This is a genomic window from Enterobacter sp. ENT02, assembly GCF_019219165.1.
In the GTDB taxonomy this organism is placed as follows: domain Bacteria; phylum Pseudomonadota; class Gammaproteobacteria; order Enterobacterales; family Enterobacteriaceae; genus Enterobacter; species Enterobacter mori.
Genome location: NZ_JAHUWD010000002.1, coordinates 1,008,827 through 1,032,041, shown reverse-complemented (window position 1 = coordinate 1,032,041; position 23,215 = coordinate 1,008,827). Strand labels below are relative to the sequence as shown.

General features: G+C 58.6%; 23 protein-coding genes. 8 read left to right on the top strand and 15 right to left on the bottom strand.

All coding sequences use genetic code 11. From position 1 onward, the window contains the following. Positions 1-261: 261 nt before the first annotated feature. Positions 262-4,164, bottom strand: coding sequence for an ATP-dependent RNA helicase HrpA (gene hrpA / locus KW829_RS10975; protein WP_218308217.1), 3,903 nt, complete (start codon positions 4,162-4,164; stop codon positions 262-264). 205 nt (positions 4,165-4,369) lie between these two features. Here hrpA and azoR point away from each other — a divergent pair, with 205 nt between their 5' ends. Together azoR and KW829_RS10965 are read left to right on the top strand one after the other, a co-directional pair. Further along, on the top strand, positions 4,370-4,975 hold the full coding sequence (gene azoR, locus KW829_RS10970) for an FMN-dependent NADH-azoreductase (protein ID WP_010430882.1): 606 nt from the start codon (positions 4,370-4,372) through the stop codon (positions 4,973-4,975). 90 nt (positions 4,976-5,065) lie between these two features. Beyond that, positions 5,066-5,752, top strand: a complete 687-nt coding sequence (locus KW829_RS10965; RefSeq protein WP_218308216.1) for an RluA family pseudouridine synthase — start codon at positions 5,066-5,068, stop codon at positions 5,750-5,752. 7 nt (positions 5,753-5,759) lie between these two features. On the opposite strand, the gene KW829_RS10960 is transcribed toward KW829_RS10965, so the two are convergent. Further along, positions 5,760-6,299 carry a DUF2058 domain-containing protein gene (locus tag KW829_RS10960; RefSeq protein WP_010430875.1) on the bottom strand — a complete coding sequence of 180 codons (540 nt, stop codon included), beginning with the start codon at positions 6,297-6,299 and terminating at the stop codon, positions 5,760-5,762. Positions 6,300-6,470: 171 nt separating this feature from the next. On the opposite strand from KW829_RS10960, the gene KW829_RS10955 reads away from it, so the two are divergent. Both KW829_RS10955 and KW829_RS10950 read left to right on the top strand, forming a co-directional pair. Continuing rightward, positions 6,471-7,445: a DUF1852 domain-containing protein gene (locus tag KW829_RS10955; RefSeq protein WP_174339505.1), complete on the top strand. Its 975-nt coding sequence runs from the start codon at positions 6,471-6,473 to the stop codon at positions 7,443-7,445. A 26-nt stretch (positions 7,446-7,471) separates the two neighbouring features. Next, positions 7,472-8,503, top strand: coding sequence for a methionine synthase (locus tag KW829_RS10950; RefSeq protein WP_042718542.1), 1,032 nt, complete (start codon positions 7,472-7,474; stop codon positions 8,501-8,503). 42 nt (positions 8,504-8,545) lie between these two features. Here the strand turns inward: KW829_RS10950 and KW829_RS10945 are convergent, their stop codons facing one another. From KW829_RS10945 to KW829_RS10935, 3 genes are read right to left on the bottom strand one after another with little or no spacing between them, the layout of a single operon-like run. Beyond that, positions 8,546-10,333, bottom strand: a complete 1,788-nt coding sequence (locus KW829_RS10945; protein WP_010430870.1) for an aryl-sulfate sulfotransferase — start codon at positions 10,331-10,333, stop codon at positions 8,546-8,548. Positions 10,334-10,356: 23 nt separating this feature from the next. Next, on the bottom strand, positions 10,357-11,100 hold the full coding sequence (locus tag KW829_RS10940) for an ABC transporter ATP-binding protein (protein WP_218308215.1): 744 nt from the start codon (positions 11,098-11,100) through the stop codon (positions 10,357-10,359). Continuing rightward, the gene (locus KW829_RS10935) at positions 11,097-12,665 is read right to left on the bottom strand and encodes an ABC transporter permease (protein WP_010430865.1); all 1,569 of its coding nucleotides are present in this window, start codon (positions 12,663-12,665) and stop codon (positions 11,097-11,099) included. The genes KW829_RS10940 and KW829_RS10935 overlap by 4 nt, the downstream gene beginning before the upstream one ends. A 221-nt stretch (positions 12,666-12,886) precedes the next feature. On the opposite strand from KW829_RS10935, the gene KW829_RS10930 reads away from it, so the two are divergent. Then, positions 12,887-13,945, top strand: coding sequence for an ABC transporter substrate-binding protein (locus KW829_RS10930; protein ID WP_218308214.1), 1,059 nt, complete (start codon positions 12,887-12,889; stop codon positions 13,943-13,945). Here the strand turns inward: KW829_RS10930 and KW829_RS10925 are convergent. Continuing rightward, positions 13,942-14,886, bottom strand: a complete 945-nt coding sequence (locus KW829_RS10925) for a LysR family transcriptional regulator (RefSeq protein ID WP_218308234.1) — start codon at positions 14,884-14,886, stop codon at positions 13,942-13,944. The genes KW829_RS10930 and KW829_RS10925 overlap by 4 nt on opposite strands. A 68-nt stretch (positions 14,887-14,954) precedes the next feature. Further along, positions 14,955-15,887, bottom strand: coding sequence for a LysR family transcriptional regulator (locus tag KW829_RS10920; RefSeq protein WP_218308213.1), 933 nt, complete (start codon positions 15,885-15,887; stop codon positions 14,955-14,957). A 97-nt stretch (positions 15,888-15,984) separates the two neighbouring features. Between KW829_RS10920 and KW829_RS10915 the strand changes: the two genes are divergently transcribed. Together KW829_RS10915 and KW829_RS10910 are read left to right on the top strand one after the other, a co-directional pair. Further along, positions 15,985-16,419 carry a DMT family transporter gene (locus tag KW829_RS10915; RefSeq protein WP_010430856.1) on the top strand — a complete coding sequence of 145 codons (435 nt, stop codon included), beginning with the start codon at positions 15,985-15,987 and terminating at the stop codon, positions 16,417-16,419. 4 nt (positions 16,420-16,423) lie between these two features. Next, complete coding sequence (locus tag KW829_RS10910; protein ID WP_010430853.1) at positions 16,424-16,882, top strand: DMT family transporter; 459 nt, start codon at positions 16,424-16,426, stop codon at positions 16,880-16,882. Here the strand turns inward: KW829_RS10910 and KW829_RS10905 are convergent. From KW829_RS10905 to KW829_RS10870, 8 genes are read right to left on the bottom strand one after another with little or no spacing between them, the layout of a single operon-like run. Continuing rightward, the gene (locus KW829_RS10905) at positions 16,879-17,412 is read right to left on the bottom strand and encodes a DUF3833 domain-containing protein (protein WP_218308212.1); all 534 of its coding nucleotides are present in this window, start codon (positions 17,410-17,412) and stop codon (positions 16,879-16,881) included. The genes KW829_RS10910 and KW829_RS10905 overlap by 4 nt on opposite strands. Then, on the bottom strand, positions 17,409-17,933 hold the full coding sequence (locus KW829_RS10900; protein ID WP_010430847.1) for a hypothetical protein: 525 nt from the start codon (positions 17,931-17,933) through the stop codon (positions 17,409-17,411). The genes KW829_RS10905 and KW829_RS10900 overlap by 4 nt, the downstream gene beginning before the upstream one ends. Continuing rightward, positions 17,930-18,415: a DUF2878 domain-containing protein gene (locus KW829_RS10895; protein ID WP_089598817.1), complete on the bottom strand. Its 486-nt coding sequence runs from the start codon at positions 18,413-18,415 to the stop codon at positions 17,930-17,932. The genes KW829_RS10900 and KW829_RS10895 overlap by 4 nt, the downstream gene beginning before the upstream one ends. Continuing rightward, positions 18,412-19,632: a cyclopropane-fatty-acyl-phospholipid synthase family protein gene (locus KW829_RS10890; RefSeq protein WP_218308211.1), complete on the bottom strand. Its 1,221-nt coding sequence runs from the start codon at positions 19,630-19,632 to the stop codon at positions 18,412-18,414. The genes KW829_RS10895 and KW829_RS10890 overlap by 4 nt, the downstream gene beginning before the upstream one ends. Beyond that, positions 19,629-20,351 carry a DUF1365 domain-containing protein gene (locus KW829_RS10885; RefSeq protein ID WP_108416998.1) on the bottom strand — a complete coding sequence of 241 codons (723 nt, stop codon included), beginning with the start codon at positions 20,349-20,351 and terminating at the stop codon, positions 19,629-19,631. The genes KW829_RS10890 and KW829_RS10885 overlap by 4 nt, the downstream gene beginning before the upstream one ends. Before the next feature lies 1 nt (position 20,352). After that, positions 20,353-21,612: an NAD(P)/FAD-dependent oxidoreductase gene (locus KW829_RS10880; RefSeq protein WP_218308210.1), complete on the bottom strand. Its 1,260-nt coding sequence runs from the start codon at positions 21,610-21,612 to the stop codon at positions 20,353-20,355. Further along, positions 21,609-22,328: an SDR family NAD(P)-dependent oxidoreductase gene (locus KW829_RS10875; protein ID WP_218308209.1), complete on the bottom strand. Its 720-nt coding sequence runs from the start codon at positions 22,326-22,328 to the stop codon at positions 21,609-21,611. Before KW829_RS10875 ends, KW829_RS10880 begins: the two co-directional genes overlap by 4 nt. Continuing rightward, complete coding sequence (locus KW829_RS10870) at positions 22,325-22,759, bottom strand: nuclear transport factor 2 family protein (protein ID WP_010430831.1); 435 nt, start codon at positions 22,757-22,759, stop codon at positions 22,325-22,327. Before KW829_RS10870 ends, KW829_RS10875 begins: the two co-directional genes overlap by 4 nt. A gap of 257 nt (positions 22,760-23,016) precedes the next feature. Here KW829_RS10870 and KW829_RS10865 point away from each other — a divergent pair, with 257 nt between their 5' ends. Further along, entirely contained in the window at positions 23,017-23,214 is a 198-nt protein-coding gene (locus tag KW829_RS10865) for a hypothetical protein (RefSeq protein ID WP_042715285.1), read from the top strand. The last annotated feature ends 1 nt before the right edge of the window (position 23,215 follow it).

Below are 23,215 nucleotides of genomic sequence, written 5' to 3'. Positions count from 1 at the left end.
TAAATCGCCGCTTCGCGGTTCCCTCAGCTTATTCCTTCAGGCTATCGGGTCGGGCATGAGCCTGCATCCCTGCAGGCCACGCCCTCTCGGCGCATCCCTGCGCCTCGCCCCGGCCTTACGGAAACGCTTCGGCGATTTACAGCCGGACCAGGACGTCGCTATAAGTCATTAATTTTGCTGAAGCAACGTTCATCGCTTCAGGAAAAAAATGACTGGGGCTCCCTCAACCCACAGGGAGAGGGAGAAAACCGGGCAAGGGTTTTAAGCGGAAATCTGCTCCATCGCCTGCAATATACGTTTATCCGATATCGGATACGGCGTACCAAGCTGCTGAGCAAAGAAGCTGACGCGCAGCTCCTCGATCATCCAGCGGATCTCCTGCACGTCTTCATCATCGCGGCGCGCGGGCGGTAGCTTGTTGAGCCACTGCTGCCATGCCTGCTGCACGCTTTCCACTTTCAGCATCTGAACGCGGTCGCGGTGTGGATCGATGGCCATTTTTTCCAGACGTTTTTCAATCGCCTGCAGATAGCGCAGGGTATCGCCGAGACGCTTAAAGCCGTTGCCGGTGACAAAGCCGCGATATACCAGCCCCGCCATCTGCGCCTTCACGTCCGACAGCCCCAGCGCCATGGTCATATCCACGCGCCCTTTCAGGCGTTTGTTGATGTTGAACACGGCGGTGAGGATCTGCTCAACCTGTTTGGCAATCTCTACCACGGTGTCGTTCAGCTCCGCGCGCACCTTCTCATGGAGCTGAGCAAAGGCTTCTTCCGTCCAGACCGGACCGCCCGCCTCGTGGATCAGCTTGTCCACGCCGCAGGAGATACAGTCGTCAATCAGATCCAGCACTTTGCCGTACGGGTTAAAGTACAGCCCCAGTTTGGCTTTGTTCGGCAGCTTCTCGTGCAGATACTTGATCGGCGACGGGATGTTGAGCAGCAGCAGGCGACGCAGCCCACGCCACATCATCTGCTGCTGTTCCAGCGGGTTATCAAAGAGCTTGATCGCCACGCTGTCGCGCTCGTCCACCAGCGCCGGCCAGGCTTTGACTTTATAGTTGCCGCGCTTCTGCTCGTAGCTTTCCGGAAGCTGGCCAAAGCTCCAGATGTGCAGCCCGCTCTGCTCGATGCCGTCGTCCGCCACCGCAGAGAGCGTTTCCTGAACTTTGCCCTTCAGCGCATCCTTCAGCTCGGTTAGCGAACGGCCTTCCTGCAGCTTTCTGTTTTTGTCGTCCACCACGCGGAAGCTGATTTTCAGGTGATCGGGCACCTGATCCCAGTTCCAGTCATCGCGGTCGATGGTGGTGCCGGTCATGCGGCGGAACTCGCGCTCGAGCGCGTCCAGCAGCGGCGTTTCCAGCGGCGTGACGCGACCTAAAAACGCTTCCGCGTAGTTGGGCGCGGGCACAAAGTTACGGCGCACCGGCTTAGGCAAGGATTTGATCAGCGCAATCACCAGCTCGCGACGCAGGCCAGGAATTTGCCACTCAAAACCGCTCTCTTGCACCTGGTTCAGCAGCGGCAGCGGAATGTGGACGGTCACGCCGTCCGCGTCCGTGCCCGGTTCAAACTGATAGGTCAGCCGCAGCTTGAGGTTGCCCTGATGCCAGAAGTTCGGGTAGTCGAGTTTGCTGACCGATTCCGCCCCCTCTTTAATCAGCATGCTCTTTTCGAAGTTGAGCAGGTCCGGCGTCTCTTTACTGGCCTTTTTCCACCAGCTGTCGAAGTGGCGGGCGGAGATAACATCGTGACTGATGCGCTGGTCGTAAAACTCAAACAGCGCCTCGTCGTCCACCAGAATATCGCGACGGCGGGATTTATGCTCAAGCTCTTCCACTTCGGCGCGCAGCTTCAGGTTTTCGCGGAAGAACGCGTGGCGGGTCTGCCAGTCGCCCTCCACCAGCGCGTGGCGGATAAACAGCTCGCGGCTGAGCGCCGGATCGATCTGGCTGTAGTTCACCTTACGCGCGGCAACCACTGGCAGGCCATAGACGGTCACTTTCTCGGTCGCCATTACCGCGCCCTGCGCGCGCTCCCAGTGAGGTTCACTGTAGGAGCGTTTCAGCAGGTGCTGCGCCACCGGCTCGACCCATTCCGGATCGATACGCGCGGCAATGCGCCCCCACAGGCGGCTGGTTTCTACCAGCTCGGCAACCATGGTCCACTTCGGCGGTTTCTTGAACAAGCCGGAGCCAGGGAAGATGGAGAAGCGCGCGTTGCGTGCGCCGGTAAATTCCTGCTTGTCCGCATCTTTCATCCCGATATGCGACAACAGGCCGGTCAGCAACGCGATATGAATCTCGCGGTACTCCGCAGGCTCGCTGTTGACCGGAATCCCCAGCTCTTTCACCACCTGGCGCAGCTGGGTGTAGATGTCCTGCCACTCGCGCACGCGCAGGTAGTTAAGGAAATCCACGCGGCACTGGCGGCGGAACTGGTTGGAGGAGAGCGCTTTCTGCTGCTCGCCGAGGTAGTTCCACAGGTTTACGAAGGCGAGGAAATCGGACTCTTTGTCGTGGAAGCGACGGTGCTTTTCGTCAGACGCCTGCTGCTTGTCCATCGGACGCTCGCGCGGATCCTGAATAGAGAGCGCCGAGGTGATGATCATCGCCTCTCGCACGCAGCCATGCTTTTGCGCTTCCAGCACCATACGGGCCAGGCGCGGATCGACCGGCAACTGGCTGAGCTGACGGCCCAGCGGCGTCAGCTTATAGGCCGTCACCTGTTCGTCAGTGGTAATCGCGCCCAGTTCTTCCAGCAGACGTACGCCGTCCTGAATGTTGCGTTTGTCCGGCGCTTCGACGAACGGGAACGCCGCGATGTCGCCCAGCCCCAGCGCGGTCATCTGCAGGATAACGGACGCCAGGTTGGTACGCAGAATTTCCGGGTCGGTAAATTCCGGGCGCGACAGGAAATCGTCTTCGGAATAGAGACGAATACAGATCCCTTCCGACACGCGGCCGCAGCGGCCTTTACGCTGGTTGGCGGATGCCTGAGAGACCGGCTCAATCGGCAGACGCTGGACCTTGGTGCGGTAGCTGTAGCGGCTGATGCGCGCCGTGCCCGGATCAATCACGTATTTGATGCCCGGCACGGTCAGCGAGGTTTCCGCCACGTTGGTCGCCAGAACGATGCGCCGTCCGCCGTGCGGCTGGAACACGCGGTTCTGCTCGCTGTTTGACAGGCGCGCGTAAAGCGGCAGGATCTCCGTGTGGCGCAGGTCGCGCTTGCTAAGCGCATCGGCGGTATCGCGGATTTCGCGCTCGCCGCTCATGAAGATCAGGATGTCGCCAGCGCTTTCGTTACCCAGCTCGTCAACGGCATCAAAAATGGCCTGCAGCTGGTCGCGTTCGGTATCATCCGCCTCTTCCACAATTGGGCGATAGCGCACCTCTACCGGATAGGTGCGGCCCGAGACTTCAATAATCGGCGCGTTGTTGAAATGCTTCGAGAAGCGCTCCGGGTCGATGGTCGCGGAGGTGATGATGATTTTCAGATCCGGGCGACGCGGCAGCAGCTCCTTCAGATAGCCGAGCAGGAAGTCAATGTTCAGGCTGCGTTCGTGCGCCTCATCGATGATGATGGTGTCGTACTGCATCAGCAGGCGATCCTGCTGGATTTCCGCCAGCAGAATACCGTCGGTCATCAGCTTGACCATGGTGTTATCACTAACGTGGTCGCTGAATCGTACCTTGTAACCGATGCAGCCGCCCGGCTCCGTTTGCAGCTCTTCGGCAATACGGTTTGCCACGGTACGCGCCGCCAGACGACGCGGCTGGGTGTGGCCAATCAGCCCTTTTAGCCCTCGCCCAAGCTCCATACAGATTTTCGGCAGCTGGGTGGTTTTCCCCGAACCGGTTTCCCCCGCGACAATGACCACCTGGTGGTCGCGGACGGCCTCAAGGATGTCCTGTTTTTTCTGACTGACGGGCAGGTTTCCCGGGTAGGTGATCGCCGGGCGTGCGGCTTCACGCAGCGCAACTTTCCCTGCCGCCTGTTCAATCTCTTTCGCCATCTCCTGGTAAATGGCCTGTTGTGCATCAGGATTTTTAACCTTCTTCACCCCGTGCAGACGGCGGGCAAAGCGCTGTTTATCGCGCAGCATCAGGGAATCAAGCTGTTGCAGGAGCATCGGGAAGGTTAATTTTTGTTGTTCTGTCATAGCGTTAAAGGGCAGTACACGCCCTGATAAACTCTCTTTTTAATGATTGCTATAGAGTACCACATTGACGCCTTTCGCGCCTTATTCAAAAAATTCGAACATAGACTTCGATATATTGCGCTATCTCTGTGGCAGGATTGTGAATAGAGTGTCAACAAGCAACGGGGCAACCCCCTTCAATCAAATGCAACAACAGGAATCACCCATGAGCAAAGTATTAGTTTTGAAATCCAGTATTCTGGCAGGGTACTCTCAGTCTGGTCAGCTGTCTGATTACTTCGTTGAACAGTGGCGTGAACAGCATTCTGCTGACGAAATCACCGTGCGTGACCTGGCTGCAAACCCGATTCCTGTGCTGGACGGCGAGCTGGTTGGCGCGCTGCGTCCAAGCGATGCACCACTGACTCCGCGTCAGCAGGAAGCCCTGGCGCTGTCTGATGAACTGATTGCAGAACTGCAGGCGCATGACGTTATCGTCATCAACGCCCCAATGTACAACTTCAACATCCCTACCCAGCTGAAGAACTACTTCGACCTGGTAGCGCGTGCTGGTGTGACCTTCCGTTACACCGAAAACGGCCCTGAAGGTCTGGTGAAAGGCAAGCGTGCGGTTGTACTGACCAGCCGTGGCGGTATTCACAAAGATACCCCAACCGATCTGGTTGCGCCGTACCTGACCCTCTTCCTGGGCTTCATCGGCATCACCGACGTGAACTTCGTGTTCGCTGAAGGTATCGCTTACGGTCCTGAAGTGGCGACCAAAGCGCAGACCGATGCGAAAGCAGCCATCGACGGCTTCGTCGCAGCCTAAGAATTCCCCCTCTCACCGCCAGGTGGGAGGGTTTTTCTTTTACCCCGCTTTTCGTTATCATCCGCTCCCACTCTTCAGCCGGGCGGCCTGATGTCTGTAATCGTCGATAACTTTATTGCCCCACCTTGTCTCGATGAGATTGACATTCTCTGGCAGGACGAGCACCTGCTGCTAATCAATAAACCTTCCGGCCTGCTTAGCCTGTCGGGCAAAAACCCGCAAAACCTGGATTCCGTTCATTACCGTCTGGTGCAAAACTTCCCGGGCTGCACGCTGGTGCATCGCCTTGATTTTGGGACGTCCGGGATAATGGTGATTGCGCGTAATAAAGCGATTAACGCCGCGCTTTGTCATCAGTTCAGCCAGCGCGCCGTGAAGAAGGCGTATAGCGCGCTGCTGTGCGGGCATGTTGAAAATGACGAAGGGGTGATTGACGCGCCGATTGCCAAAGACCCAGCGCTGTTTCCGCTGATGTCGATTTGCGCCGTCACGGGCAAACCGGCGCGCTCCCGCTACCGGGTCATCGAACGTTTTTATCAGACGACGGGGTTACCGTTGACGCGGGTTGCGCTCACGCCAGAGACGGGACGAACCCATCAGCTGCGCATTCACTGCCAGCAGCTGGGTCACCCTATTTTGGGCTGCGATTTATATGGCGGCCTTGAATGGCCGGGCGCCAAAACGACGCCGCGGCTGATGCTGCACGCCAGCGGGCTGGATTTTGTGCATCCGGTGAGCGGCGAGACGATTAACGCCCGACACGCTGCTCCGTTTTAGACAGGGTTTACCACATCAAATCGTCAGGGATTTTGAAGTCCGCGTACGGATCGTCTTCATCCTGCTCTTCCTGGCTCAGCGCGCTGTTCAACACAATGCTGTCGGCATCGCGTTGGGCAATTTTGTCGGCCACCACCGCCGGGATAATCGCGTATTCACAGTCCCCGCTTGCGTTAATGACCAGGCGGGCAATCGCCAGACGGCCGTTGATCAGCTGAGCCTGGGTTTGCTTGTCGACCTCGATTTTTTTGATCAGATTGCCGTCGGTGAAGTTGAAGGTGATGTTGCCCCTTGAAACGGTGATGCGGTTCATCTCAATCAGCTGCTTCACCTGGGCTTTAAACTCTTTCGCCAGCACGGCCTGCTTTTGCTGCTCGCTCAGCAGCTTGTCGCGCTCAAGCTGCGCTTTCTTGTTCTCTTCGACCGCTTCACGGGCCTCACGCGCCTGAACGCGTGATTTCTTTGCCGTGCGCTGCACTTTCGCCACTTTCTTGCTGCTGACTAAGCCCGCTTTCAGCATCTGCTCTTGTAAGGTGAGTTTTGTCATGATTGTTTCTAAACCGGTTGGATATTTTGGGCAGTATAACGTGAAGTGCGCCGTTCATGAAGTTCGCTCATGTTGCATTGAAATTAAGTCACTTCCCCTCTGCCACTGGCTCAGGCATAAATTATGCATTGATAACTTCCTGGCAACATGAACTTAGGATGCATAACCACAATGAGTAAAGCTTTTACATTTAGCCTTAAGCGCAGTTGCTTCGATGAAAATTACAACCCGTCAGAAAATACGCGTACCACGACCAACTTTGCTAACCTTGCGCGCGGCGAAAAGCGTCAGGAAAACCTGCGCAACACGCTGGTGATGATCAACAACCGCTTCAACGCCTTAGCGCGCTGGGATAACCCTAAAGCCGATCGTTATGCGGTTGAGCTTGAAATTATTTCCGTTGATATGAACATCGATGGAGAAAATAGCTTCCCGGCCATAGAAATATTGCAGACGTTCATTGTCGACAAGCAAACCCATGAGCGCATCGAAGGCATTGTCGGGAATAACTTCTCTTCTTACGTGCGTGACTATGACTTCAGCGTATTGCTGCTCGAACATAATAAAGATCGCTCAACGTTCAGCATCCCGGAGAACTTTGGTGAATTGCACGGCAACATCTTCAAGCACTTCACCCACTCTGCTGAATACAGAGAAAACTTCAAAAAACCGCCTGTGATCTGCCTGAGTGTCTCCAGCAAAGATACCTACCATCGTACGGGCAACACACACCCTGTATTGGGGATTGAGTATCAGCCAGACGGTACATCCCTGACTGAACAATACTTTGGCAAGATGGGCCTGAAGGTGCGTTATTTCATGCCTGAGAACAGCGCTGCGCCTTTTGCCTTTTATTATTCCGGTGATTTGCTGGCGGATTATACGAATCTTGAACTGATTGGAACGATCAGCACCATGGAAACATTCCAGAAAATTTACCGTCCTGAAATTTATAATGCGAACTCGACCGCCGGACAGTGCTATCAGCCGGATCTGAATCAGCAGGATCATTCATTAACGAAAATTGTTTATGACCGTGAAGAGCGCAGCCAGTTAGCGATTCAGCAGGGCAAATTTACGGAAGAACAGTTTATTAAGCCTTACAAACAACGTCTTGAGCAGTGGTCTCATAACTTCACGCTTTAATTAACCGATAATAAAGGTCTTCTATTATGAAAACATTGCTCCCGACATCAACGGCTGGCAGCTTACCTAAACCAACCTGGCTAGCACAACCTGAAACGCTGTGGTCCCCGTGGAAACTTCAGGATGATGAATTACTGGCGGGTAAGCAGGATGCGCTGCGTTTATCCCTTGACGAGCAGCTACGCGCGGGCATTGATATCGTCAGCGACGGCGAGCAGACCCGTCAGCACTTTGTTACCACCTTTATTGAGCACCTGAGCGGCGTCGATTTTGAGAACCGCCAGACGGTGCGCATTCGCAACCGCTATGACGCGAGCGTGCCGACCGTGGTTTCAGCCGTTGCGCGTCAAAAGCCGGTATTCGTGGACGATGCGAAGTACCTGCGCCAGCTGACGGACAAGCCGATCAAATGGGCGCTGCCGGGCCCGATGACCATGATCGACACGCTTTACGACGCCCACTACAAAAGCCGCGAAAAGCTGGCCTGGGAATTTGCCAAAATTCTTAACCAGGAAGCGCGCGAGCTGGAAGCCGCAGGCGTCGATATCATCCAGTTTGATGAACCTGCCTTTAACGTCTTTTTCGACGAGGTCAACGACTGGGGTATCGCCGCGCTGGAACGCGCCGTTGAAGGGCTGAAGTGCGAAACCGCGGTACACATCTGCTACGGATATGGCATCAAGGCCAATACCGACTGGAAAAAGACGCTCGGCTCCGAGTGGCGCCAGTACGAAGAGGCTTTCCCTAAGCTGCAGACCTCAAACATCGACATCATTTCGCTGGAGTGCCACAACTCGCGCGTGCCGATGGATCTACTGGAGCTGATCCGCGGCAAAAAAGTGATGGTGGGCGCGATTGACGTGGCGACGAACCATATCGAAACGCCGGAGGAAGTCGCCGATACGCTGCGTAAAGCGCTGCAGTTTGTCGATGCCGACAAGCTTTATCCGTCCACCAACTGCGGAATGGCTCCCCTTTCCCGTCAGGTTGCTAACGGCAAGCTCAGGGCGCTGAGCGCGGGCGCAGAGATCGTTCGCCGTGAGATTTTGGCAAAATAATCCCGCCCTTCCCGGGAGAGGCTCACTCTCCCGGGTATCGCATTATTCACTCACGCCTTGCAACCACTCACCAACGCTTTCTACCGATTGCTGCGCAGGCGCACGCGAGACCGGCTGACCCTGCCTGAGCACCAGCAACGTGGGCAGACCGCGCACGCCAAGCTGGCTTGCCAGTTCCGTGTTCAGATCGGCGTCCAGATAGCGGGTATCAAACCGCGCCGTCAGCGGAATCAGCTTCTCGTTCTCCAGCAGCTGCCAGAGCCTGCGGCAGTGCACGCAGCGCTCCGCCCCGACAAACAGCAGTATCGGGCCATCGCTTTCCAGCTCGCTCGACGCGCTCACCGTTTTAAACGCGCCTTCTGCCACGCGGAACAGTTTTGGACTGCGGCGAAGGGTGTCGTTATCCGTCGCGACGCACAGCGCATCGGCGCTTTTACTGTAGGGCTTCACGCCTGCGACCCGCACCACGCTTTGCGCCGGGCCAGCCGCCGCCGCGCCAGGCTGGCGTAAGGTCCGAACATCCACCGGGACTATTGGCGTTTCCAGCGGCTGAGGAAGCTGTGGGATCCAGGCATAAGGAATGCGGTACGCGCGGTAAACCATGTTGTTGTTGAGCGTCTTGCCCCAGAACGGCGACACGTACTCCCAGACGATTTCATGATTGCGGGTCACTTCAAAAATGCGCCCGTTGGAGCCTTCATTAATCAGGGTATTGCCGTTTTCGAGGCGCTGCATATTGCTGATGTACGGGCTATAAAAACGGTATGAATCGGTTGGCTGGGGCAGATCCGCTTCATACGGCGAGTAGCGCCACTCGATATCCAGCGTCACAGGGTTAATTTCGAGGATCCGCGAATAGTCACGCCAGGCGTTTTTCACCCCGTCCGCCGAGGCCGGGTTCGGCGCGCCGTATCCGGCCCAGCCCCCGTTATCGAAAATAAGGATATTGCCTGCGCCGGGCAGCCCCTGCGGGATCATGTGCGCGTGGTGCTGGCCGATGATCCAGCCGATGTGTTTTAGCGCTGGCGTGCTGTAATCCGGGCCAAGCTGCCAGACGATGTTGCCGCTCTGCTTATCGATGATGGCGATGATGTTGGACTCGCGGGCGTCCCAGATGATGTTGTCAGGGTGGAAGCGGCTGTCTCCGGCGTCATACCATTTATTCGGCCCCAGCGTGGACATCGAGTTGATATGCATCCAGTCGCCCATTCCGCCGCCGCTGGCGCGCATGTTGGGGTTATTGTAAAGCGCGGTGCGCGCCGCATCGTCGAAGCCCAGCTCCTCAAAATGATCGCTGCAGCGCCATTCCCAAACCACGTTTCCCTGCCAGTCGACCTCAATAATGGTGTCGTCCAGCAGAACCTTGTCCGATATCGCCTCGTTGACCAGGTTGGTGTGGGCGAGAATCAGGGTATTCCCCCCTTCGACCTGCGGCTCCAGCCCCGGCGCGTAGTAGCCAACCGGATTGCCCGCGCGCTGATAGTCGTGGTGCGCCCGCGCCATCCAGCGGGTTTCATTGCCGGGGTCGCTCACGTTCTCATAGCGATCGAAGGACCATGTCACATTGCCTTCCCAGTCCACCTGGATCAGGTCGAGCATATCCTGCATGCCGTAGCGCGGGTCGCGCTCGCCGCTGTGTCCGAGGATCGCCCCGCCGGGCAGAATTTTGTTGGGAAAGCCGTGAAGCTCAGGCCATTCGCGGACCACGGTGCCGTTCATGTCGACCAGCACCGCGCCATGCTCGGTGGCCTGGAAAAGGGTATAGCCGCTCCACGCGCGCGCAGGATCGTAAAGCGTCGCGCCGGTGGGGAAAACGGAAGGATGTCCCATGTATTGCTCCTTAGTGAAGGTCATCAGGCAGAGGTAATAAGAGTGCGAATATGGCGGCAGGCGTCGGCAAACGCGGCGTCGTCACGCTGTCGCGGGTGCGGCAGCGTAAGGCTCACCACTTCGCGTATGCGGCCGGGACGTGGGGAAAGCACCACGACACGGTCGGCCAGGGCGACCGCCTCTTCGACGTCATGGGTCACCAGCAGCGTGGTGGTTCCCTCGCTTCTGTGAATCTGCAAAAGCGCCTGCTGCAGGGTGTGCCGCGTCAGGGCGTCGAGCGCGCCGAACGGCTCGTCCAGCATCAGAATTTGTGGGCGGGCAACCAGGCCGCGAGCAATGGCGACGCGCTGGGCCATCCCGCCGGAAAGCTGCGCGGGTAGCGCGCCCTCGAACTCGGTGAGCTGCACCCGCGCCAGCATCTCCCGCGCGCGCTGGCATTTGGCGGCACGGCTCAGTTTTTCATCCGCCAGCCCCAGCATGACGTTGTCGATCACACTCAGCCAGGGGAACAGCCGGGGTTCCTGGAACACGATGCCGCGCTCTTTGCCCACGCCGGTGACCCGCTCGCCGCTGATGCGGATTTCCCCCTGCGTCGCCTCTTCAAGGCCGACCAGCATGCGCAGAAGCGTCGACTTACCGCAGCCGCTGCTGCCCACCAGCACCACCAGTTCACCGGCAGCGATGTCGAGACTAAAATTTTGCAGCGCCGTGACCTGCTGCCAGGTTTTACGCACATGTTGAAATGAGACCAGAGTTTGAGCGGTCATGATGGCTCCTGTTGGCGCCAGCGGGTGGCGCGAAGTTCCAGTAAACGTCCGGCTTTATCCAGCGCTGCGCCGGTGAGACCGACCAGCACCATGCCGCAGAGAATGGTGGGCATATCCAGCAGTTGCTGGGCGTTAATCATCAGGCTGCCGATCCCGGCGCCCGAGGACATGAAGTATTCCGCGCCAATGTTGCCAAGCCAGGCGTAGATCATCGCCAGCCGCAGCCCGGCGAAAATACCGGGCGCCGCGCCGGGAAGGATCAGCATCCGCAGGCGCGTCAGGCCGCCTAAACGCAGCACGCGCGCCACTTCGTCCAGCTGCGGGTTACGCTGCAGCACGGCCTGAAGGGTGCTAAAGAACATCGGAAAGAACGAGGCCAGGGCGATAAAGACGATTTTACCGACGTTATCGTTGCCCACCCACGCGGTCAGCAGCGGTAGCCACGCAAAAAGGGCAATATGGCGCAGCACGTTGAGCGATGGCGTCACGATCTGCCCGGCGCGAGGCCGCAGCGCCAGCAGTAATCCGCAGAGCAGGCCACCGGCAATACCCGCCGCCCCGCCCGCAAAGGCGCGCCCGAGGCTTGCCAGCATCGCCGTCGCCAGCTCCCCGCTTGCCGCGCCCTGCATAAAGCGCCCGGCGACCGCCAGCGGCGAAGAGAACAGCGCCCCGTCAATCCATCCCCATCGGCTAGCCAGCTGCCACAGCGCCAGCAGCAGGATCGGCAGCTGCAGCGCCTGCCAGCTGGCCTGCGGTTTCCAGGCAAGACGCCCGACGGCGGGCTGGGGCCAGAACACCAGTCGGGAAAAGGCCCGATTCGCCGCCCACTCCATCAGCATGCCGCTGAAGCCCACCACCGCAATGGTGACGAAAACGATATCCAGCTGAAAAAGCTGACGCCCCCAGACCATCAGGTAGCCAATGCCCTCCGACGAGGCGAGCAGTTCAACAACGATCAGCGACACCCATGCCTGAGAGAGCGCCAGCCGCAGGCCGGTGAACCAGCCCGGCAGGCTCGCGGGGATCACCAGCCAGCGAAGACGCTGCCAGCGGGAAAAATTCATCACCCTGGCGGCCTCGCTCAGGGTATGGGGCACGCTGGTTACCGCCTGCTGCGTGTTGATCGTCATCGGCACGATGGTGGTTTTGATGATAACCGCCAGCTTCAGGCCGTTATCGATCCCGAACAGCACCATAAACAGCGGGATCCACCCCAGGGTCGGGATTTGCGCCAGCGCGTAAAACAGCGGCTCCACGCGACGCGCCACACCGGGAACCAGGCCGAACAGCGCGCCTAACAGCGTGCCGGCGAACGCGCCTGCCAGCAGGCCCAGCAGCAGATGCCGCAGGCTAAATGCCCACTGGGAGAGAAGGTCTCCGGCCAGGAGCGAGAGCGCCGTGTCGGCGACCACCGAAGGCGCGGGTAAAATTTGTTCCGGCATCCAGTGGCGCTCTACGGCGATGGACCACAGCAGCAGCAGTAGCGCGGGCAATATCCACGGCCAGCCGTTAAGTCGTACTTTCTGCCTTCCGGATGAGCCCGTTTTTAAAATTATCTGCGACATAGTGCTTCACGTTTAAACCCGTCATGCCGCTATAAAACCTCGCCCCGTTCCACTTCGTCATTGCGTTACGCGAATAATCCCGATGCAACAAATGCATTTCAGCCTGCCGGACTCGCTGGCGCTGATTTAGCTCATTTTCACCTGTTCTTTGCTAATAAAAGCATTTAACAGCGGGCCGGGCGGCTCATTAGGGTGAGAAAAAAACCTCGGAGTAACTTGTTATGATGAAAGCATTTTTTAGGCGTGCCCTGCTGTCGCTGGTGGCCGCCTTCGCCCTGATGGGGAACGCCAGCGCCGAAGCGCTGCACGCCATTCGCATCGGCGTGCCGGATCAAAGTGCGGGCAGTAAGCCCTTTATTGAAGGCCCGGTCGGCATGGCGTACATCCGCCACCAGCTTGAGGCGGTGTTCAAACCTCAGGGCGTAGAAATCCAGTGGCAGTTCTTTAAGGGCGCGGGCCCGGCGGTGAATGAAGCGCTGGCTAACCAACAGCTTGATTTTGTCTACCTTGGCGATCTGGCAGCCATCATCGGCAAAGCGAACGGCCTTCCCACGCGCCTGCTGCTGGGCAGCCGCGGGTCGGAGTCTTACCTGGCGGTCACCCGCGCTTCGGGCATTAAAACGCTGGCGGATTTAAAGGGTAAACGGGTCGCGGTCTATCGCGGTACGGCGGACCAACTGGCGTTCGACCGCGCCCTGCAAACCGCCGGGCTCACGGAAAGAAACCTGCAGGTCATTAATCTCGACTGGAATGCCGGAAAAGCGGCGCTGGCGGCGGGCCGCGTGGATGCCGTCTGGGGCGGCGTGTCTCTTCTGGCGTTGCGGGGCGATAAGATCGATGTGGTGGTGAAGAGCGGCGATTCCGGTCGCCAGAACACCACGCAGGCGGGGTTCCTTGGGACACAAACCTTTATTGACGCCTGGCCGCAGGCGACGCAGCAGATTATCGACGTGCTGGTGAAGAACGCGGCAGAAATCAGCGATCCGAACAACCGTGAAGCCTGGTCGGCAGAAATGGCACAGCAAAGCCAAATCCCCAGGGCGCTGTTCCTGGAGGAGCTGCAGCCGCAGGATCTTAACTTCACCACATCACCGCGCATCGATCCCTTCCTGACCGACAGCTTTACCAACAGCGTTGAACAGGCGCATTCGGGCCGCCTGATCCGCAGCGCCTTTAGTGCCAAAGAGTGGGTTGACGGCTCCTTCGTCGAGCAGGCTCTCAAGGCGCAAAAGCTGGAAAATCACTGGCCGCAGTACTCGCCTGAGGGCCAGCCGCTTTAACTCCCCTCCTCCTGCGCCAGCAGCTGATTCTGATGCTGGCGGTCGGCATGGAGGATCGTCTCAATCATCTTTTCCACCAGCGGCGGCTGGGTAGCATGGACCTGAGAAATAATGGCAAACCGGGTCTGCATCAGCCGCCACTCTTCCGGCAGGTCACTTATCTCCAGCTTCACCAGCCGATGGCTGTGCTGGCACAGCGCAAAGCCATCCTCGCTGGCGAAGCTTATCGCGTGGGTATAGGCGAGCGTTGAGAGCAGCGCATAGACGTGATCGCACTGGATCGCGGGGGTAAAATCCTGCTGCTGGCTGAGGGTAGCCAGCACCTTGCGTACGCCTGGCGGTAAATAGGGTGCTGCAAAGGGGTAACGCAACAGCGCCTGCACGGATACAGTGCCCTGTTGCGCCAGCGGGTGGTCGGCATGGCAGATAAAAAAGCAGCGCTGCGGGCTGAGCGGCTGCACCCGCAGCTGGGGATCCAGCTCCGCCTGCCAGCTATCGGCCACGACAAATGGATAATGCTGCGTGGTCAGCGCCTGATGCAGCGTAAACCAGTTATCGATCTGAAAGCGTACCTTCGCCTGCGGCATGCTGCGATGAAACGCTCCCACCGCGGCGGGGATCAGGCGGGCTGCCGGGGCCGGACCGCAGCCGAATGTCACTTCGCCGGTCTGCGCCTCCTCCGCTTCGCGCATCTGGCTGCTGAGCTCAACGTTCAGCTCCTGAAACCGTCGGGCGTAGGGCAGCAGCGTTTGGCCATGCAGCGTCAGGGTGGCCAGCTTGCTTTGCCGGTCAAATAAGGGATGTCCGACGCTCTGCTCCAGCGCCTGAATGCTGCGGCTAAAAGCCGACTGCGAGAGGCACACCGCCTCTGCCGCGCGATTAAAACTGCCGTATTCAACCAGCGCGACGAAGTTGCGCAGTTGGCGAAAATCAAGATGCATAGGCCCGGATTTTCCTTTTACGTTTTCGCTACAGTACGGGATAGCGGCCAGATCGCGCAATCTCGGGTTCATCTTTGCCAGTGCGGCGGCGTGCCGAACCGCTCTACGTAATAATCAATCACCGCCCTGACATTAAGGGGCGGATGACGCGCGTTCGGATAGATCGCCGCAATGGTTTGCGGCTCGGTGTTGATCGAACATTCATGATCCGGCAGAAGCGACACCAGCTCGCCGCTGTTTAGCCTTTCGCTCACCAGCCAGTCGGGGAACAGCACGATCCCCATTCCGCCCAGCGCGGCAATCAGCAGCGTTTCAGCGTTGTTGGAGGTCATCAGCGGCGCAACGGGATAGTGAACCCACGCCGCATTTGGACGGCGAATGAGCCAGCGGTTAGGCCCGGACGATCCGCGATAGACAAGGCAGCTGTGATGCGCAAAATCCTCCGGCTTCTCAGGCACGCCGTGCTTTTGCAGATAGGACGGCGATGCCGCCAGATGATACAGCTGCTGCCCGAGCACCCGCGCGTGAAACGAGGAGTCCGTCAGTGTGCCGATGCGGAACAACACGTCGGCGGCATCCCGGTGAGGATCGATAAAATCGTCGGTGAGGGTCAATTCCAGGTTGAGCCGGGGGTAGCGCGCCGACAGCCCCGCCAGGCCAGGGGCTACGTGCCGCTGTCCAAAAAATACCGGGCAGTTAATGCGAATGAGCCCCGTTGGCTCGATGGATCGCTCATCCAGCTCCCGTCGCGCCTCATCAAGACTTCCTGCCATCGCCCGGGCGTAGCGGATAAAGAGATGCCCGCTTTCCGTCGGGATCACGGCCCGCGTATTGCGATAAAAAAGCTGCTGGCCGAGCGCGTCCTCAAGCTGGTGGATCACGCGTGAAACCTGCGAGGCGGAGATCCCTTCCCGCCGCGCAACCACGGAGAAATTCTGCGATTCATAAACCGCGATAAAGATCAGCAGCGCGCGAATGCTGATATTTCCGGCATCAATCATTAGTGCATTTCCTGCAATGGTGTTTCCTGCATTATGGCATTTTTCTCACTGCTGATACCCCGTATTCTTCGTCGCCTGGACAACAAGAGAGTGAGCTATGCAACTTATTTTAATTTTCCTGGTGATTGCTGGCGGGATGGGGCTGTCCGTAGAGGCGGGACTGCTGGGACCGCTAGGCGGCGAAGTGGGTGATTTGTGGGCCACGTTCAGCATCTTCGGCGTGGGTGCCGCGCTGACGTTTCTACTGATGCTGTTTTTCAGCCCGCGCAACAGCCCGTCATTTTTTACACAGCCGTCCTGGCAACTGCTTGGCGGAGTGCTCGGCCCCGTGTACGTGGTCATTCTGACCGTTGCAACACCCGCTATCGGCATCGCGATGACCATGATTGGTATTCTGGCCGGTCAGGTGTTTAAGAGCCTGATCATCGATCACTTTGGTCTGCTGGGTACGCCACACAGGAAGATAAACGCGAAACGCATCGTGGCGCTGGTTTTTATTATTGCCGCACTGGTTCTGGTGGCACAGGGGTAAACGCATGACACTGATGATGATTCTACTGGCCGTCTGCGGCGGCGCGACGCTGAGCATTCAGGCCGCGATCAACGGGCAGCTCGGCGGCAGCGTGGGCGTATTTAAAAGCGCGTTTCTGACGTTTTCCGTCGGCGCGCTGGTGACCGCCCTGCTCATTTTCTTCTTTGAGCCTAAGCAGGCGGTCACGCTGCTGGACGTGCCAAAATGGCAGCTCCTCGGCGCGATGTTTGGCGTGCCCTATATCGTGATAATGGTGCTCGCCGTACAGCGGATCGGCACCGCCGTCGCCACGGTAGCGGTGATCTTCGGCCAGCTCACCATGAGTATGCTGATTGATAACTTTGGCTGGCTGGGCAATCCCGCCATTCCGTTTTCGCTGAGCCGCCTGGGCGCGGTAGTTTGCCTGGGGATTGCCCTGTACTTCATCTACTCCAGCAGCAAAACCGGCAGCATCCGCGACTAAGCCGAGGCCTTACGGGTAAAGAACAGCGTCACCGTGGCGACGGTGACGCCAAATTTCTTCATCTCGGTTTTATTGAACAGATGGGTCTCATCCTGCAGGTACATCCAGTCGTCGAAGTGCAGCAGCCAGGTTTTGCCGTTGGCCTTCACGTTCATGCTGTAATGCCAGTTAAAGGCGTTGCCTGCGGCCTGCCCCGAGGCAACCCCTTCAATATCCCCCGCCGTTCCCTCGTAGCGATCGTTCCCGACGCGGCGGATGTGCCAGACGCGCTGCTGTTTTTCACCATCGTCGTAAACAAAGTGTTCGTTGAGCGTTAGCGTATCGCCAATCACATCCCCGGCGATCTCAACGTGGAAACGGCGGATCTGCTTGCCGCTGCGATCCTGCACCATGCCCCACGCTTCGGTTTTCCCTTGGAAATACGTGAACATGTCAAGCCGCGGCTGCTGCTGACGGTACTCCGTTACCTCCGTGCTGCAGCCTGCCAGCAGCATCGTGAGCGCCAGCGCCAGGGTCAGGAAACGTTTCATTTTTGGCCTCCGATTAACTGCTGACGCAGTTCAGGGTATTGCGTGCGGGGATCGAGCCATATGGCCAGAAAGCGCGTACTGAACGCCGCTGGCTGCGCTGGCCCCAGTGGAGTGAAACCTGTCTGCGCGTCAGGCGCGCGGTACCAGAACTGTCCCTGCTGATTTTTAAGCACAAACGCCAACTGCGCGCCTGCCTTGACGTCTGGCCAGAGCGATTCCAGCCTGCGAAGCCATGCTTCGCTCAGCGGCTCCTGCTGCAAAATTCCCTGCGCCTGCCACTGATCGCGCGTCGCTTCAACCAGATCCTTACGGTCGATGTCGCGCGCATAGGTAATGACCAGCGCCTGATCCCTGTTTTCGCCGGTGTAGCGTCCATCGGGCGTCAGCAGTTGCGAGGTGTAGACGGTGAAGGGCCCCCAGGTGAGCGTGGCGCTGCCTACTTTGCGCCAGCTTAGCCAGTCAGCGGCGTTCGCGACCGGTACGGTAAGGGTCAGACAGATTAACATCAGCAGGGTTTTCATTGTTGTCTCCCCATCAGCAGGTGGAAAAACAGCATTAATACCAGCCAGCCCGGCACCATCCAGCTGACGACGATAAAACCAGGTTCCAGGAACGTAATTGCCCCCAGCCGCTCGCCGATAAGGTAGGCCACGGGCCCGCCGACGGTCGCCAGCAGCGTTAAGATCCAGCCCGGCAAGGTAGTGGTGCACGTCAGTCGGGTCCAGACGGTGGCGAACATCAGCCACAGCGCCACCATCCACAGGGGCATCAGCGAGTCGCCCGTGAAGGTAATAAGCCCCGTCACCGCCCAGAGGGCGTCCAGCACGCTGCCTGCGGCCGCCAGCAAAATGGCGTAAATACGGTGTGCAGGCGATAGCATCAGGCAAGCAAGGATCGCCAGCGCGAGCCAAACGACCAGCCCCCGCTCGCGAAACAGCACTACCAGCGTCCAGTAGAGATCGAACGCAATCGCCATCAGGAACACCTGCACGTAACGTCTCATACGCGTTCCGCTGTCAGCTGCACCACGCTGATGGTGCGGGCGTTAAACCCGGCTTCGCAGTAGCCGAAGTAGTAGAGCCACATCCGGCGGAAACGTTCGTCAAAGCCGAGCGTTTCAATCTCCTGCCAGGCGTGGACAAAGCGCTGCCGCCAGTGAGCCAGCGTGCGGGCGTAGTCCGGCCCCATGTCGAAGAGGTTGCGCACCACAAAATCGGTGTGGCGCGTCATCAATTCGTTCATGGCGGTGACGCTCGGCAAAAAGCCGCCGGGGAAAATGTAGCGCTGAATAAAGTCGACGCTTTTGCTGTAGTCGCGGTAGCGCTGGTCCTGAATGGTGATGGCCTGAATCGCCATCCGTCCCCCCGGGCGCAGCCGCGCCTGGCAGGTACGGAAGAACGTGGGCAGATAGCGTTGCCCGACGGCTTCAATCATCTCTATCGACACCAGCTTGTCGTACTGCCCGGTAAGGTCGCGATAGTCGCAGAGCAGCACCTCAACGCGATCCTGCAACCCGGCGCGGGCGATGCGCTCGGTCGCCCAAATATATTGCTCCTGCGACAGCGTGGTGGTGGTGACCCGACAGCCGTAGTGACGGGCGGCGTATTCCGCCATCGCTCCCCAGCCGGTGCCAATTTCCAGCAGGTGGTCACCCGGGTTTAGCGCCAGCTGGTCGCACAGACGCGCCATTTTAGCCTGCTGAGCTGCAGTAAGATCCTGCTCGTCAGCGGTAAACAGCGCGCTGGAATAGAGCAGCTCCTTATCCAGAAAGTGGGCATAAAAGGTGTTGCCCAGATCGTAATGGGCGGCAATATTTTCGCGCGCCTGCGCGCGGGAGTTACGCCGCGTCCAGTGGCGCAGCCGCTCCAGCGGCCTGCCGAGCAGGCGGAAACCATTCTCCAGACGGCCAAGCACCTTGCCGTTGAGCGCCAGCAGCTCCAGAAGCGGCGTCAGGTGCGTGGTCTCCCATTCGCCGTCCATCCAGGCTTCTGCCGCCGCCAGGCTGCCGCCCGTTAAGATGCGCCAGTAAAGCCCTGGCGTGAGGATCTGCACGTCGGCATGCAGTGCGGCAGATGTCTCACCAAAATGAAAGGTTTGCGCCCCTTCACGCAGCGTCAGCGAGCCGCCGCGAATGCCGCTTAACAGCCGAAAAAGCAGCCAGCGCGCGATGCGGACGTTGCGCGGGATATCGGGTTCAAGCGCAAAGACGGGATCGGTCATGAGCGTTCACTCCTGCTGACGGGATGGTTATACAGCGGCACGCGCTTGAGCCACAGCCGCAGCGCCTGCCAGTAAATGGCGAAAACGGTTTTCAGGGTCATCAGCGGGATACGCAGCAGCAGCGAACGCAGCGCCGGGCGGGTCAGCGGCTCCCGACGCAGCGCCAGCGTAGCGTCAAAGACCTTCGCTTCCTGATGATTTTCAATGTGCATATGCAGCGTGTTGTCCGGGTTGTTGAAGCGCCAGTGGTAGACCATGTCCATCGGGTTGAAGGGCGAAACGTGAAACGCTTTCTCCGTAGGCCGGGCATTCTGCCCGTCTACCGCGTAGTAGTGCCGCTCGTTCCACGGCGTGTTGCGCACTTCGGCGAGCACCCAGCGAAGCGCATTGTGCTGGTCATAGCAGTAGTAAAAATTGACCGGATTAAAATGGAACCCGAAATAGCGCAGCTGTGTCAGGAGCATGACTCGCCCCTGCGGACGTTCCCCGGTCAGGCTCTCCAGCCTGCTCAGCACGTTCTCTTTGAGCGGCGTGCCCAGCGGATAGTCCGCGTCGTGGAACGAGGCGGCGGCCACGCGGTTACGGCGTACGCCCACCGAGGGCAATGTTTCCAGCTCATCGAGATCCAGCCAGGCCATAAAGACGCTGTAGCTGAATGTGTGGGTTTTCGGCTGGAGGCGTCGGTGGCGCAATACGCCGTGGTAGAGGCAGCTGTTCATCTCAGTTCCCCTCCCCGGCGGCTAGCGCATTGACCACATCCAGCGCGCTGCGCACCCCGTCCTCATGAAAACCGTTATACCAGTACGCCCCGCAGAACCAGCTCCGGTGATGACCGTTAATCTCCCCGCGACGCGCCTGCGCGCGCCAGCTTTTAGGGTTGAACAGCGGGTGTTCATAAATAAAGCGCTTCAGAACGAAACGCTCATCAACCGGCGTTTCAGGATTCAGAGTGACGCAGAACAGCGGACTCCCCTCGGGCAGCCCCTGCAAAATGTTCATGTTGTAAGTGACGCAGGCGCTGGCCTGGTCACGTTCACTCAGGCGATAGTTCCAGCTCGCCCACGCGCGCTCGCACACCGGCAGCCAGCGTCTGTCGCTGTGTAACACCACCTCGTTGCGCTGCCAGCCGATATCGCCCAGCACGTCACGTTCTGCAGGCGTCGGCTCGTCCAGCATCGCCAGCGCCTGCCCGGAATGGCAGGCAAAAATCACCTGATCGAAGGTATAAATGCCGTTTTCAAGCTGAAGCGTGACCCCGTGCTCGTGGCGGCTCACCCGCTGCACCGGCGAATTGAGATGCAAGTTCAGACGGGCGCCCAGCTTGTCGAGCATGGCGCGGATATACTCCCGCGAGCCGCCGGGGACAACGTACCACTGCGGGCGATGGGTAATATCCAGCAGGCCGTGATGCTCAAAGAAGCGCAGGAACAGCGGCAGCGGAAAGCGCCTCATCTCCTGCAGCGATGAGGACCAGATCGCGGCCCCCATCGGCAGAATGTAGTGGCGTGCAAAAAACGGGGTGAAACCGTGCTGTTCAAGAAACATCTCAAGCGTGGCGTTCGGGTCCACCTCCCCGTCCAGCGCCTGTTTTGCCAGACGATTGAAGCGGACGATCTCCCGAAGCAGCCGCCAGAATGTCGGATTCACCAGGTTTCGGCGTTGGGCAAACAGCGACGTCAGCGTGTGTCCGTTATACTCCAGCCCCGTCGCCGGGTTGCGCACAGAAAAGCTCATCTGCGTTTTTTGTCCGCTGATGCCCAGCTCGCTAAGCAGGCCCATGAAGCGCGGATAAGTGCGGTCGTTATAGACGATAAACCCGGTGTCGATGGCCCAGGTCCCCTGCGACGTGGAGACGTCTACCGTCGCGGTGTGTCCGCCCGGCGTTGCACCCGCTTCAAACAGGGTGACCTGATGATGGCCCGCCAGACGCCAGGCGCAGGTTAGCCCGGCAATACCGCTGCCGATAATCGCGATCTTCATGAGCGCACCATCCTTCGCAGCAGCGCGTTCTGGATCAGGGTCGGAAGCCATGAGAGCAGCCGCAGGATCAGGCCGAAACCGGAAGGAAACGCGATATGGCTTTTATTCTTCGCCAGCCCGGCGCGTATTGCATTCACGGCCTCGTCAACGGTCACTCTGCCCGGCATGGCAAAATCATTTTTTTGGGTCAGCGGCGTATCCACAAACCCCGGAGAAACCACGGTTACACCAATCCCTTTCGGCTCCCAGTCCAGACGCAGCGTGTCGGCGAACCAGGTGAGCGCGGCTTTGGACGCTCCGTAGGCTTCGGCTCGCGGAAAATGAAGCCAGTGCGCCATCGAACTGACCAATACCACGCGATGACCTGCAGCCAGCTGCGGCTGAAGCGCGGCGAGACAGTTCACCGGGCCGAGGAAATTGGTCTTCATCACCCGCTCTACCAGCGCGGCATCCACCACGCCACGATCGAGGTATTCACACGTCCCGGCGCAGAGGATCGCCAGTTCGGCATTACAGTCCTTCAATGCCTGGCAACTGGCGTCCCTGTCTGTCATATCGAAGCGGCGCACCGTGATGTTCGGACTGTGCAGCTGGAGGGCGTCCAGACGCGACGCATCACGCCCGCAGGCAATTACCTGGTAGCCATCAGCGGCAAAGGATTTCGCCAGCCCGGCCCCAATGCCCGAGCTGGCGCCGGTAATGAGCACCGTTTTCATGATTTGACCCTCCGCTTCACGCCGCGTACCGCCCAGCCCAGCAGAGGAAGGTGTTCGTAGATCATCTCCCCCGCGTCGTAGTAGTCGCGCTGACGCGTGATGAGATCGTTTTCCGTGTCCACCACTGAACACCCCGGCAGGTCAAGCGGCTCCCCCCCGGCAATGCGCGGGTGCGACCAGTGCATTGTCCAGGTGACGACAAACCGGCGTTCGCTCAGAAGGGGGGCATCAATGGTAAAACGGCAGTTTTCGACATTCGCCAGCAAATGGGTGAAATAGCGCTGGAGCGCAAAAAGCCCGTTGTGTTCGCCAAACGGATCGACAAGCGTGGCATCAGGGTGATAAAGCCCCACCAGCGCCGACGGCGGCTGAGCGTCAAGCGTGGCGTAGTAATCAACAAACCGACTGACAACGGGCGGCAACGTGCTCATGGGTCACATCCTGGCTGTAAATAACGTGGCGTAATCGCATAATTAAAACTTACACAATCATAGTTATTTGTCCAAGTTTGTGTTGATCTATTTTTTATTTTTTTTCTATATCAATAAGTTAAATCCATAAGAAAGAATGGGTTTTGTAGGCCGAATAAGGCGTAGCCACCACCCGGCTTTAACTTTCAGGATATCCTTAAGGCAAACTCGCCGCCCTTCTTCCAGGCTTATCCTTTTTATTCATAAGGATGCCTGACATGAAACGCTTCTTTCTCTCCCTTTTCTCCAGCCCTGAGTCATTGCTCCAGGTAATGAGCCAGCAGGAAATCATTGAAGCCGTAGAAGATGGCGATCGCATCATTATCGACCAGGACGGGAACGCCTCGGTGAACTACAAAAGCAATGAGGTACGGCAGGATTTTCTGCGTCACGTCGACGCGCTGAAGAGGGCCTGAT